This window comes from Amycolatopsis sp. NPDC051045 (assembly GCF_040682955.1).
Taxonomy (GTDB): Bacteria; Actinomycetota; Actinomycetes; order Mycobacteriales; family Pseudonocardiaceae; genus Amycolatopsis.
In genome coordinates this window covers 38,353-50,425 of sequence record NZ_JBFBCC010000026.1, presented here as the reverse complement: position 1 = coordinate 50,425, position 12,073 = coordinate 38,353, and the positions used below count along the sequence as shown (strand labels likewise).

Sequence of the window (12,073 nt, the reverse complement as noted above, 5' to 3'; positions counted from 1 at the left end):
TGCGGCACTGCGTCGCGGTCACCGGCAGACGGGTCGCATTGCCGGTTGCCGGGGCGCGGGCACGGCGGGCGGTTCCGGCGGGGTGACACCGGCGGGTTGATGGCTGAGGAACGCGCGCCTGGCCTGGGTGAAACCGTGACGGTCGTCGAAGATGTCGTCGCTCATCTCGGCGAGTTCGCGCACGCGGTAGGTCTCCAGTGGCCGGTGCTGCTCCTCGGCCGCCCGGGTGGAGCGCTTGCCGTCGAGGAGCGCGCGAGCATGCGGGCCGTCGGCCAATTCGGTGGCGTAGTCGAGCGCGGTCGCGGTGAACGCCGTCCGGTCGCTCGCGGCAAGCCGGTCCACCAGGCCGAGCCCGGCCGCTTCGGCCGCGCTGATCGGCTCGCAGCGAGTGGTCAGCTGCTGCGCTTGCGCCTCGCCGACCCGGCGGGGCAGCACGTAGGTCCAGTACTCGGAGCCGTACAGGCCCATGGTCCGGTAGTGCGGGTTGAGCATCACGCCGTCCCGGGCGATCACCTTGTCCGCGCCCAGTGCCAGCATCACGCCGCCGGCGCCCGCGTTGCCGGCGAGCGCCGACACCACGAGCTGGCCGGTGCAGGTGATGATCTCCCGGCAGACGTCGTCGATCGCGGTGATGTTGCGCCACGCTTCCGCCGCGGGGTTCGGGTGGGCCTCGACGACTCCCAGGTGCAGGCCGTGGGAAAACACCTCGCCGCCTGCCAGCACCACGACCTTGGTTTCCTGCGCCACCGCGTGGCGGATCGCCGAGAGCAGCCGCCGGCAGTGCGTGGTGGACATCGCGCCGTTGTACAAGTCGAAGCTCACCAGTCCGACGTTGCCTGTTCGCCGGTAGACGATCTCTTCGAAACCGGGCGGCTCCCCGGCATCCGGCGTGTCGGGAGCACCCGGCAGAGCGAGGACGGCCGGCAGTTTGACGGGGATGCCGGGGGTGGCGTCCAGCCGCCGGGCATGTCCCACCCACAGCGCGCCGTCACCGGTACGGACCAGCACGGCGCCATGCCTGCGCCCCGCGATCGTGCCGGGTTCGCCCGGCGAGGCGGTCCCGGGATGAGCGTCGTACACGGCGACCGGCGCACCGGCCAGCGTGGTGTGCACCCCGGGCCGGCCGTCCGCCGCGCGGATGCGGCGCAGGATGTGAGGTGTCGGTTCGTTCCAGGAGAAGCGGCGGTCGGCTTGGCGCACCGGGGGACGGGACCTGACGGTGGCGCCGGGCCGGTGGCGATCCAGTGATTGCGGCGTGAAGCCCCGGGTTTCCGCCTTGTGCACCACTTCGCCGATGAGGCTCATCGCCGCGTCGGCCACCTGGGTGTTGTAGAGGGTGCTCTTGCGCGGCGGGTCGGCAGGCATCCGGAACAGCCGTGACCCCCAGATCGGCCCCGCATCCATGTCCCCGGTCGCCTGCAGGGCGGTCACGCCCCAGCGCGGCTCGGCGTCCATGATCGCCCAGTCCAGCGCGGACGGGCCGCGGTCACCCGGTGGTCCGGGGTGGATGATGATCGTGCGGTGGCGCCGCCAGACGGTTTCGGGCACCCGGTGGCGCAGGAACGGGCAGATGATCAACTCCGGATCGACGCCCGCCACGGCAGCGGCGATCGCCGCCGAATCCTGCGCCGTCCGTACCGTGACGCTGTGACCTCGGGCGCGTAAACCGGCCCAAGCGCGCTGACTCAGTCCGTTGAACGCGGTGCACAGCAACAGGATCTTCACCGGGTCTCCACTCATCCAGCCGTCGAGAATGGTGGTTCGGAGTGCCGAATCTTCGATGGGCGATCGGATGACCGTCCGACGGTACCTGATCCGCGGCACGACGCGACGCTGCCGATAGTGTCTGTGGATTCGGCCGACCGGGGCCGCTCGGACACGCAGCGCACCTGCCATGAATCGAGCCTGACTGGCGACTTTCCACGCAAGCCGGAAACAAACCGTTGGGCCGGCGTTTCCAAGATATTTGCTCGAGGTCCCTCCTCCTTCGGAATCACGAGCAGCGGCACCATCTCCGGTGTTGCCGGTGATGGTGTCGCTGCCGTTTACTGCCTGCTGGTCAGCAGGTGCAGACGCCGCCGTTGGTGATGCCGGCGACGCCGTTGCCGCCGGCGAGGCCGCCGGCACCGCTGGGAGTGGTGATGGTGTCGGCCGCGTCGCTGATGGTTCCGGAGTTCCCGAGACCACCGGCGCCCGCGGCGCCACCGAGGCCACCAGGGCCGCCCGGGCCGCTGCAGCCGGTGCCGCCGTTGCCACCGCCGGCGCCGTTGCCGCCCTTGCCGCCGGTGGCGGTGATGGTGTCGATGCCGGTTCCGCCGGTGAGGGCACCGGAGTTCCCGATGCCACCGGCGCCTCCGGCACCGCCTACGCCACCGGCACCGCCGGGCTGGACGGCGGCCGAGCCGTTGCCGCCCTTGCCGCCGACGCCGCCGTTGCCGCCGAGCCCGCCGTTGGCTTTGAGGGTGTCGATTCCGGCGCCGCCGCCGACGGTTCCGGAGTTCCCGACACCACCGGCGCCACCGGCACCGCCGACGCCGCCGGCGCCGCCGCCGTGACCGCAGCCACCCACGCCGCCGGCCGCACCGGTCCCACCGGCACCACCGTTGACGGTGACGTTGTCGGAACCGGGATCACTGAGATCGCCGTTGAACGTCCCGGAGTTCCCCACGCCACCGGCCGCGCCGGCGCCGCCGATACCGCCGGCACCCGCACCTCCGGCGACGAGGCCGCTGTTGCCGCCCAGGCCGCCGAGACCGCCGTTACCGCCCTTGCCGGCGGTGAAGGTGACGGTGTCGTTGCCGGCGCCACCGGTGACGGTTCCGGCGTTCCCGGCACCACCGATCCCGCCGACGCCGCCGTTGCCCCCGGCGCCCCCGGCGCCACTGGCGAAGCCGATCCCGCCCTGTCCGCCGTTGCCGCCGTTGCCTCCGCTACCGCCGGTGGCGGTGATGCTGTCGGTGCCGGCACCGGCGTCGATGACGCCGGTGCTCCCCACGCCGGCGCCGCCGACGTTCCCGGCTCCGCCGTTGCCGCCGGCGCTGCCCGCGGGGGTGCCCGCGGTGCCGTTGGCCCCCGGGGCACCGTTGGCTCCCGAGGTACCGGCGACGCCGGTGACACTGATCGTGTCGTTGCCGGCGAGGCCGTTCACCGTCCCGTTCATGGCGCCGCCGGTGACGGTGATGATGTTGTTCCCGCTGGTCCCGTCCAACACTTGACCGGCGGGAATCCCGGCGGTGCAAGTGAAGTTGGCGCCGCTCTGGGTGCATCCCGGCGGGAGCGCCCACGCCTGAGCAGGTGCGAAGAGCACAAACCCGGCCGCGGTGCCCAAGCCGATCAAGGCCCGGCCCGCCCGGCCTGCCGTACTGATAGTCGCCGTCGATGATCTCATGATCAAACCTTCCACCCGTGAAAATTGGGCCCGGGACTGAAGCCACGGACTGGAGAGGGCGGTTCGATGACCAGGGTCTGGGGTCGCTACCCGGTGCCGCACACGTGAGGGCACCGGATTCGGCCAACACCCCTCAATGCCTCAGCGTTCGCGCCCGCAGCCGGATTGGCAAGGAGTACCGCGGCCAATCATCCGAACGCGACCGAATCACCACCGATGGCACAACCGGCTTTCACGGCATCGGCGGACAACACCGCTCGACGTATTGGCCAGACACGCGGAATTCCGAGGCGAACCGCGCCCTCAACGCGGAACGGCCGCGCCCTCATTCGAGGCGCGGCCGTTCTCGTCGATCCCGTTCGCCCCGGTGCGGGCATTTGGATCAGCTGGCAGAAATGGGTGGTTTACGGCGCGGTCGGGAGGACGCAGGCGTAGCTCAGCGGGAGCAGGTTCACGAACGTCCCGCCGGCTCCGGTGCAGATCTTGCCGGCCTCGGTGACGCGGCGGTTGGCGGGGTTGAGGGGGTTGAACACGCAGACGTATCCGACCGGGTTCACGGTGAGGGACAACACGCCGCCGGTGGCGGTGCACAGCTGGGTGGCGTTCGCCGTGCCCGAGCCCGGGCCCGTCGTCGGCGGGGTGCTGGTGTTTTCGCAGCTGGCGTGGATGTCGGGGTCAGGTGCGGGGCCTTGGCAGGTGTCGGTGCCGAGGCCGCCGTCGAGACTGTCCTGGCTGCCGTCGTTGGAGGCGCCGATGAGGGTGTCGTTGCCGGCGCTGCCGGAGATCGTATCGATACCCAGGCCGCCGGTGAGGGTGTCGTTACCGGTGCCGCCGGTGATGGTGTCGTTCCCGTCCCCGCCGTTGATCGTGTCGTCGAAGTCCGAGCCGGTGATGGTGTCGTTTCCCCCGTTGCCGTTGATCGTCTTGCCGGGGTTCGTGCCGCCGCAGTCGATCGTGTCGTTGCCGGGACTGCCGGTCACGGTCGTATCGGTCTGGGTCACCCCGGGGCTCACGACGCAGTTGACGGCGGCATGGGCGGTCAGCGGGGCGATCACCCACATGACCGGCGCCGCAAGGACTCCGGCCAGCGTGACGACGAGTCCCCGGCGGAATGGGGTCTGTTGAATTCTCATGGCTTCATTTCCTGGATCGCGATTCGGCGATGACTCACATGGACGCGGCGCGCCAACGTGACTGAGTTGTGCCGATCACGAGCCACCCGCATCCGCCGTACTGCCGGCGTCCGCTCCTCGGCGCAGAAGAACCTCGGCTCGTGATCCGCATCCGCGATCAATCGCGGACCTGTCACGTCGCCGAGGTCCGGGGCAACAACACGCCAACCTACCCCTGTGTCCGCCTGGATCAATACCGCTGTCCCTCGAACGGACGTAATGCGGGCGAGCATGGCCAGGGTGACGTGCCGGTATCAGGCCCTTGAGCACTGGCGGAGGTGCACGGCCGGCGCCTACCGTTCTCGGCCCGGCGCGTTCACGAACGCAATTCATGCGCAGTTCGTTTTCCGTGCGAATTTGTGGACATTTGTCACGATTCGACGTCGCGTGTCGATATTCGTAACAGGGAACGTCACGCAATCGACGTACAGGGCAAGACGAAAACGGTTCAAACGCTTGGCTGCGGCTGAGACGATGAGCGCATCGACCAGCTCCGGGAAAACCGATGCGAGCCCGCAGTGCTCGATCGCCAGGATGGCGCCATGACGCCGGAAATCAAGCCCTGAAGGGCATGCACATGCGTACCTTCCGCCAAACCGGTGTCATTGCGTTGATGGCCATTGGGTTTTCCACCACTGGTGTAGCGGTGGCCACGGGGTTCGACCTGGTCGTGGTGACCGCAACAGTCGACGGCAAGGCCGGCAACTGGGGACCCGGCCCATCCGCCACGCCGGAACCGACATCGGCGATCGGAGCGACGACGCCGTCTGCCCCACCGTCGGCGGAGCCGGTCATCCCCGCCACGACAGCCACGCCGGCGAGCAGCACACCCACCGAGGTGACACCCAGTCCCGCCGAACCGGCACCCACGACCGGACCCTGAGAACCGAGTGCTCATCAATCCAAGGAGAAGTTCCATGCGTAGCAACAACAAGGCCAAGTCCGTCCTCGTCGTCGCCACTGTCGGCGCACTGGTGGGAGTCGGTGGTTTCGCGGTCGCCGCGTTCGTTCAGGACAGCACCACAAGCGGGGTGTCCGGTTCCGCCGAGGCGATGACCCCCGCCACCGTGACCGGTGCGCAGGTCGGCACGCTGCTGCCCGGCGAGAAGGCCTACGTCACCTTGACCCTGTCCAACCCGAACGCCAACGTGAAGATCAAATTGGTGTCCGTGACCCCCGGCGATGTCGTGATCGACACGGTCGGGAACGTCGCCGACAAACCCTACTGCCAAGGTCAGCTCGAACTGTCCGTGGCCGGTGCGGACCCGCTCCTGCCGACGCTCGCCGTGAGCGAGGCCAACTTCCCGTACAAGCTGACCGACGCCGTGAAGATGAAGGACGACACGGACATTCGCTGCCAGGCCATGACCTTCCACACGACCTGGACCGCCCAGTTCCAGGCCGTCCGCTAGGCACGACCGGCGATACCGCGACCGCCGCGGCCGTCCGGGGCGGTCGCGGCGGGCGGTGCGGACCGTGGGCGAAACTTCGGTGACTTTCGGCGAGCCCCGAGGGACATTGGCCCCTAAGCCGGGGCCGGGTCCCGCGCGAGGCTGGAAGCATGAAGATCCTCGTGACGGTGGCCGGCCGACATGGCGCCACCAGGGAAATCGCCGAGAACATCGCCACCGCGGCCGGCGCCGCGCTGACCGACGCCGGGGTGTGGTCAGAGGTCGAAGTCCGTGACGCGAGCCTGGTGACTTCGGTCGACGGCTTCGACGCCGTGGTCCTCGGTTCCGCTGTCTACATGGGACACTGGCTCGAGGCGGCCGTGAAGCTCGCCGAGACCTTCGTGGACGAACTCCGCGGGCTGCCGGTCTGGGTGTTCTCCAGCGGCCCTGTCGGCGAGCGGGACCGGCAAGCCGACGAGCCGGCCGGCGTCGCCGACGTGGTGATGCGGCTCGGGGCCCGTGAGCACCGGCTGTTCGGCGGGAAGATCGACCGCCACGCGCTGCACCTGCCGGAGCGGGCGATGGTCGCCGCGTTGCGGGTCGAGGACGGGGACTACCGCGACTGGCCGTCGATCCGGGCCTGGGGCCGGGAGATCGGCTCGGCCCTTGCGGTGACCGAGGTCGCCAGGAGCTCGGCATGACGGCGCCACGCAGCTACCCGGTCCGGGTGGAAGCGACCTTGGACGAGCCGCTGTCGCGTGGCCTGTGGCTGGTCAAGTGGCTGCTGGCCGTCCCGCACTACGTCGTGCTGGCGTTCCTGTGGTTCGCGTACCCGTTCGTCACGATCGCGGCGTTCTTCGCGATCCTGGTGACCGGCCGCTACCCGCGCTCCCTCTTCGCGTTCACCTCCGGTGTGCTGCGGTGGAGCTGGCGGGTGCAGTACTACTCCTACGCCGGGCTGGGCACCGACCGGTACCCGCCGTTCACCTTCGCCGACGTCCCGGATTACCCGGCCCGGCTGGAAATCGCCTATCCGGAGCGGCTTTCGCGGGGCCTGGTGCTCGTGAAGTGGTGGTTGCCGGCCATCCCGCACTTCGTGATCGTGGGCCTGTTCGCCGGCGGCGGCAGCTGGCTGCTGTTCGGCAACGGCCGCGACGACGGCTTCGACTGGGCCGCCGGCGGTCTCGTCGGCGTGCTGGTGCTGGTCGCCGGGGTGGTGCCGCTGTTCACCGGCCGCTACCCGCGGGGTCCGCGCGACCGCCACCGACGGCCACCCGCTCTTCGTGGGCATCGGCCGCTCCGAAGACGTCGCCGGCTACCTGGCCACGACCGAGTTCACGACCTTGGGCGGTGTGGCCGACAACCGCTCCGGTGATCGAGTGCACCCCGGTGGTGCGCCGGCCATCCCGCCCGGTGATGCCGGGGTGTGGACGGCGACCGCGTCCGGCTCGGGCACTCAGGCAGTCTCCTGGCCGGTCGGTGCCGGGCAGTGGACCGCGGTCGTGATGAACGCCGACGGCTCGCGCGGGATCTCCGTGCGCGCCGAAGCCGGGGCGACCGCGCCCGCGATCGGCTGGATCGCCCTCGGCCTGCTGCTCGCCGGCGCCGTTCTGCTGGCCGGTGGCGCCCTGCTCATCGGGTTCGCCGCGCACCGCGCACACCGCGCCGGCCCGCCGAGCACTCCTGTCCCGCCCGATCTGCCGAGCCACGTCTGATCCGTCCGCTGTGGCGGTTGAAGGAAGGAAGACCATGCACGGATTGATCGACGGCGCGATCGTCGCCGGGATCGACGGTTCGTCCTCGGCGGTGCAGGCAGCCGTGTGGGCCGGGACCGAGGCCCACCGCCGGGGTCGCCCGCTGCGGCTGGTGCAGGTCTACACCCTGCCGAACGTGCGGTCCCCGATCGCGTTCGGATCGCCGGACCAGCTGCGGGAAGGCCTGGCGGAACAGGCCGGGTTGTGGCTCGCCGGCGCGAGAGAAGCGGTCCTCGCCGAACACCCCGGGCTCGAGATCACCACGGCCGCCCGGGAATGGAACCCGGTCAGCGCGCTGATCCAGGAGTCGCAGCACGCCGAGCTGGTCGTGCTGGGCTCGCGAGGCCTGGGCGGGTTCACCGGCCTGCTCGTCGGCTCGACCGCCGTGGCCGTGGCGGCGCACGCGCACTGCCCGATCGCCGTCGTCCGCGGCCGGACCCCGCACGACCCGCCCCCGGTCACCGGGCCGGTGCTCGTCGGGGCGGACGGTTCGCCCGACAGCGAGGGCGCGATCGCGTTCGCCTGCGAAGAAGCTCAGCTGCGCGGCACCGAGCTCATCGCGGTGCACACCTGGAGCGACGTCCTCGCCGACGGCATGCTGCGGCCCCACCCGCTGGAGGAAGACCCGGTGGAGATCGCGGCGGCGGAGCGCGTCAAGCTCGCCGAGCAGGTGGTGGGCTGGCAGCGGAAGTACCCGGATCTGGCGATCGAACTCGAGGTCACGCGGGGCCGCCCGGTGCGCAGGCTGCTCGAAAGGGGCGAGCACGCCCAGCTGATCGTGGTCGGCTGCCGCGGCCGCGGCGGGTTCACCGGCATGCTGCTCGGCTCGACCAGCCAAGCGCTGATCGCGCACTCGCCGTGCCCGGTGGCCGTCGTGCGACCCCAGGTGACCGGGAACGGGTCGTGAGGACTCCTGCGGACCGCACCGCCGCGTCCGGCTTCACCACGCCGGTCGTAGCCGCTCGAAGGGACGTAAGTCCTCACGACCGGTGACCGACGCCAGCGGTGCCCGAGATCGCGCCTTCCTAGGTTGGGAAGTGATACGAAAGGCAGGAACCCCCGATGCGAGCACGCGACCTGATGAGCGCGCCGGTGATCACCGTGCAGCCGTGCACGTCCGCCAAGGAGGCGGCCGGGCTGCTGTCCGCGCACGGCTTCACCGCCCTCCCCGTGGTCGACGACGACGAGGGCCTGGTCGGCATCGTCACCGAGGCCGACCTGATCCGCGGCCGGATCCCGGTCGACGCCCGGTACGCCCACGAGCGTCACGAAGCCATCGCCGCGGGCAAGAAGGTGGGGGACCTGATGACCAGCCCGGCCACCGCCATGAGCACCGGCGCTGACGTCGCCGACCTGTGCCGGGCCCTGGTGGACGCCCGGATCCGGGCGATGCCGATCGTCGAGGGCTCGGCCGTGGTCGGCATCGTGACCCGCGGCGACATCGTGCGCGTGCTCGCGCGGGAGGACACCGACATCGCCCGGGACGTCAAGCACCGGCTGGAGATCTACGGCGGCAGCGGCCGCTGGAAGATCGACGTCCTCGACGGCTGCGTCCACATCGCCGACCAGTTCGACGACGACACCGACCGGCACGTCGCCCAGTTGCTGGCGCTCGCCGTGCCCGGTGTCGTCGCCGCCGACACCGCCTATGCGGGTCAGGAGCGGAACCGATGAGCACCACCGACCCGAGGATCACCGTGGGCGTGGACGGCTCCGCCGGTTCCACGGCCGCGCTCGCCTGGGCCGCCAGGATCGCCTCACTGCGGCACCTGGAGCTGAGGATCGTGCACGGGCTGCAGGTCGCCGGTCTGTACTACGGCGGTGGCATGACCGGAATCGGCGCGGCGACGTTGTTCGAGGCGGTCCGAGCGGACGGCGAACGAGCCGTCGCCGACGCCCGCAAGCTCGCCGCGGCCATCGACGAGGACCTCGTCATCACGACGGAACTGCCGAACGACCCGCCCGTGCCGATGCTGATCGACGAGTCCCGGCACGCCCGGATGCTCGTCGTCGGCCGGACCGGCGCCGGCGGGTTCGCCGGAATGCTGGTCGGCGGCACCGCGGCCACGGTCGCCGGCCACGCGCACAGCCCGGTCGCCGTCGTCCGCGGCCGCCAGGACACCACGATGATCCCGGACGCCGGCCCGGTCGTGGTCGGCATCGACGGCAGCCCGAACAGCGAGCCGGCGATCGAGGTCGCGTTCGAGGAGGCTTCGCTGCGCGGTGTGCCGCTGGTCGCGGTGCACGCGTGGGACGACGTCACCTACGAGGACACCCGCGGGACCGTCCGCATCTTCACCCAGCCCGAAGCTCTGGAAGAGGGGGAGGAGCGGCTGTTGACCGAGCGGCTGGCGGGGTGGCAGGAGAAATATCCCGACGTCGAGATCCGCCCCCTGCTCGAGTGCGACCGGCCCCGGCACGCGCTGCTCGAGGCGAGCGAGACCGCGCAGCTGGTGGTCGTGGGCAGTCACGGCCGCGGCGGCTTCACCGGCATGCTGCTGGGCTCGACCAGCCAGGCCCTGATCCAGCACGCCCAGTGCCCGGTGCTCGTCGTCCGCCCCGAGCGGAGGAAGTGACCGCCCCCGGCACCCGGCCCTGAAGGTGACCTCCGGCACCTGTTGGAGGCCTTTCGTCGTCATCGCGAGGACTCCGGTGGTCGTACGCTGACTCGGTCGAACGTTTCCCAGTGCAGGAGGTCGGCGATGCTCCGGGTCTTTCTCGTCGACGACCACGAGGTCGTCCGCCGCGGCGTCGCCGACATGCTGGACGAGGACGCGGAGCTGACCGTGGTCGGCCAGGCCGGCAGCGTCTCGCAGGCTTTGGCGCGCATTCCCGCGCTCGACCCGGACGTGGCCGTGCTGGACGTGCGGCTGCCCGACGGCAACGGCATCGAACTGGCCCGCGAGCTGCGCTCGAAGCTGCCCGAGCTGAAGTGCCTCATGCTCACCTCCTACACCGACGAGCAGGCGATGCTCGACGCGGTGATGGCCGGCGCCAGCGGGTTCGTGATCAAGGACATCAAGGGCATGGACCTGGTCTCGGCCGTGCGGGACGTCGGCGCGGGCAAGTCGCTGCTCGACGCACGCGCGACGGCTGTGCTGATGACCAAGCTGCGCGACAGCCAGACGAAGAAAGGCCCGCTGTCCGACCTGTCGGACCAGGAGCGGAAGCTGCTGGAACTGATCGGCGAAGGCCTGACCAACCGGCAGATCGCCGAGCGGATGTTCCTTGCGGAGAAGACCGTCAAGAACTACGTGTCGCGGCTGCTGACCAAGCTGGGCATGGAGCGCCGCACCCAGGCCGCCGTCCTCGCCACCGAGCAGCGGCAGCACGGGAGCTAGGCGCTGAGCCGGTCCGGTGCCAGCAGGACGTCGTCCAGGGACCGGCGCGGCGTCCGGGGCGCCGGTGTGCCGTGGCCGAGGCGCAGCACGACCTGCGGCCACAGCCCGCCCCCGAGCAAGGTGCGCAGTTCTGCCCGTACTTCGGGGACCTCGACCGGCGGCGAGATGAACGACGCGTCGACCGCGGCGGCGGTGGCCGTGAGCAGCACGCGCTGCATGGCCTGACCGGACCGGATCCGGTCCGCCGTTCGGTCGTCGAAGGAGCCGATGACCACGACCACGGGATCGGCGTCTTCGGCCTGGCCCCGCTCCGGCGAGCCGCCGTCCGCGCCGGCGGTGTTTTCGGGGACGCCGTCGCGGCTGTCCTGGGGCCGGGTGGTCCACAGCCGCCATTCGGCGAGGAACGCGGGGTCCGCGATCTGGGTGTGGTGGCCCTTGAGCACCAGTTCACGCAGGCGGTCCATCTGGTGCGTGTCCAGCCGGGGCAGCCAGGCCTGCTCGGCCTCGGCGGCGTGGCGCAGGTCGGCGACCACCGCGTCGGGGTTGACGACCGCGGCGAACGGGGTGCGGTTGGTGTGGCGGCGCGGGATGGCGTCGGCCAGCCGGACGAGCCGCCGGTCCGGTTTGCGGGCTGCGAACGGCCGGACCACGGCGAGCAGCGTCGGGTCGTCGCGCCGGGGCAGCAGCGTCGTGGCGGGGTGGGCACCCAGCGCATGGATCGCCGTGCGGAGGTTGAACAACGCGGCGCCGCACGAGAGCAGCAGTTCCCGCTGGTCGACGTCGGCCACCGGCAGAGCGCGGTCCGGATCGGCGTGCAGCTCGATGCCCGCAGGACTGCAGCGGAACCGCCACGGCTGCGTGTTGCGCGTCGACGGCGCGAGCACCGCCGCGCCGAGCACGGACTTCACCTGATCGGGGTTCAGCAGGCCGATCGAGGTGATGGGTAGTGTCATGGTTCCCTCTCGGTGCCGTGGAGCGGCACGCTGTGGTTCCCGGAGAGCTTCCTGTGACGGTCTCTCGTGCCGCA

Annotated in this window: 10 protein-coding genes and 1 pseudogene; 7 read left to right on the top strand and 4 right to left on the bottom strand. The window is 70.8% G+C overall.

Going from position 1 to position 12,073, the window contains the following annotated elements; translation table 11 throughout:
• Positions 1–18: 18 nt before the first annotated feature.
• The 3 genes from AB0M80_RS37905 to AB0M80_RS37895 form a co-directional block, all read right to left on the bottom strand.
• Complete coding sequence (locus tag AB0M80_RS37905) at positions 19–2,127, bottom strand: hydrogenase maturation protein (RefSeq protein ID WP_364574594.1); 2,109 nt, start codon at positions 2,125–2,127, stop codon at positions 19–21.
• Positions 2,060–3,208: a hypothetical protein gene (locus AB0M80_RS37900; RefSeq protein ID WP_364574592.1), complete on the bottom strand. Its 1,149-nt coding sequence runs from the start codon at positions 3,206–3,208 to the stop codon at positions 2,060–2,062. The genes AB0M80_RS37905 and AB0M80_RS37900 overlap by 68 nt, the downstream gene beginning before the upstream one ends.
• Positions 3,209–3,792: 584 nt before the next feature.
• The gene (locus AB0M80_RS37895; protein ID WP_364574590.1) at positions 3,793–4,521 is read right to left on the bottom strand and encodes a calcium-binding protein; all 729 of its coding nucleotides are present in this window, start codon (positions 4,519–4,521) and stop codon (positions 3,793–3,795) included.
• Between the two features lie 956 nt (positions 4,522–5,477).
• Between AB0M80_RS37895 and AB0M80_RS37890 the strand changes: the two genes are divergently transcribed.
• From AB0M80_RS37890 to AB0M80_RS37860, 7 genes and pseudogenes are all read left to right on the top strand, one after another.
• Entirely contained in the window at positions 5,478–5,972 is a 495-nt protein-coding gene (locus tag AB0M80_RS37890; protein WP_364574588.1) for a hypothetical protein, read from the top strand.
• 149 nt (positions 5,973–6,121) lie between these two features.
• Positions 6,122–6,652, top strand: a complete 531-nt coding sequence (locus AB0M80_RS37885) for a flavodoxin domain-containing protein (protein ID WP_364574586.1) — start codon at positions 6,122–6,124, stop codon at positions 6,650–6,652.
• Positions 6,649–7,666 (top strand): annotated as a pseudogene (locus AB0M80_RS37880) (DUF4389 domain-containing protein). The gene AB0M80_RS37885 and the pseudogene AB0M80_RS37880 overlap by 4 nt, the downstream one beginning before the upstream one ends.
• Positions 7,667–7,700: 34 nt before the next feature.
• Positions 7,701–8,612 (top strand): universal stress protein, encoded by a 912-nt coding sequence (locus AB0M80_RS37875; protein ID WP_364574584.1) that lies wholly within the window; start codon positions 7,701–7,703, stop codon positions 8,610–8,612.
• A 155-nt stretch (positions 8,613–8,767) separates the two neighbouring features.
• Positions 8,768–9,379 carry a CBS domain-containing protein gene (locus AB0M80_RS37870; protein WP_364574582.1) on the top strand — a complete coding sequence of 204 codons (612 nt, stop codon included), beginning with the start codon at positions 8,768–8,770 and terminating at the stop codon, positions 9,377–9,379.
• Positions 9,376–10,281 (top strand): universal stress protein, encoded by a 906-nt coding sequence (locus tag AB0M80_RS37865; protein WP_364574580.1) that lies wholly within the window; start codon positions 9,376–9,378, stop codon positions 10,279–10,281. Before AB0M80_RS37870 ends, AB0M80_RS37865 begins: the two co-directional genes overlap by 4 nt.
• A gap of 126 nt (positions 10,282–10,407) precedes the next feature.
• Positions 10,408–11,046 (top strand): response regulator transcription factor, encoded by a 639-nt coding sequence (locus AB0M80_RS37860; protein ID WP_364574578.1) that lies wholly within the window; start codon positions 10,408–10,410, stop codon positions 11,044–11,046.
• On the opposite strand, the gene AB0M80_RS37855 is transcribed toward AB0M80_RS37860, so the two are convergent.
• The gene (locus AB0M80_RS37855; RefSeq protein WP_364574576.1) at positions 11,043–11,999 is read right to left on the bottom strand and encodes a hypothetical protein; all 957 of its coding nucleotides are present in this window, start codon (positions 11,997–11,999) and stop codon (positions 11,043–11,045) included. The genes AB0M80_RS37860 and AB0M80_RS37855 overlap by 4 nt on opposite strands.
• Positions 12,000–12,073 lie beyond the last annotated feature (74 nt).

Bases quoted from the DNA above. Each gene is read 5' to 3' on its own strand.
- AB0M80_RS37885 (WP_364574586.1), top strand. From the start codon at position 6,122: ATGAAGATCCTCGTGACGGTGGCCGGCCGACATGGCGCCACCAGGGAA.
- AB0M80_RS37865 (WP_364574580.1), top strand. From the start codon at position 9,376: ATGAGCACCACCGACCCGAGGATCACCGTGGGCGTGGACGGCTCCGCC.
- AB0M80_RS37855 (WP_364574576.1), bottom strand. From the start codon at position 11,999: ATGACACTACCCATCACCTCGATCGGCCTGCTGAACCCCGATCAGGTG.
- AB0M80_RS37890 (WP_364574588.1), top strand. From the start codon at position 5,478: ATGCGTAGCAACAACAAGGCCAAGTCCGTCCTCGTCGTCGCCACTGTC.
- AB0M80_RS37860 (WP_364574578.1), top strand. From the start codon at position 10,408: ATGCTCCGGGTCTTTCTCGTCGACGACCACGAGGTCGTCCGCCGCGGC.
- AB0M80_RS37875 (WP_364574584.1), top strand. From the start codon at position 7,701: ATGCACGGATTGATCGACGGCGCGATCGTCGCCGGGATCGACGGTTCG.
- AB0M80_RS37870 (WP_364574582.1), top strand. From the start codon at position 8,768: ATGCGAGCACGCGACCTGATGAGCGCGCCGGTGATCACCGTGCAGCCG.
- AB0M80_RS37895 (WP_364574590.1), bottom strand. From the start codon at position 4,521: ATGAGAATTCAACAGACCCCATTCCGCCGGGGACTCGTCGTCACGCTG.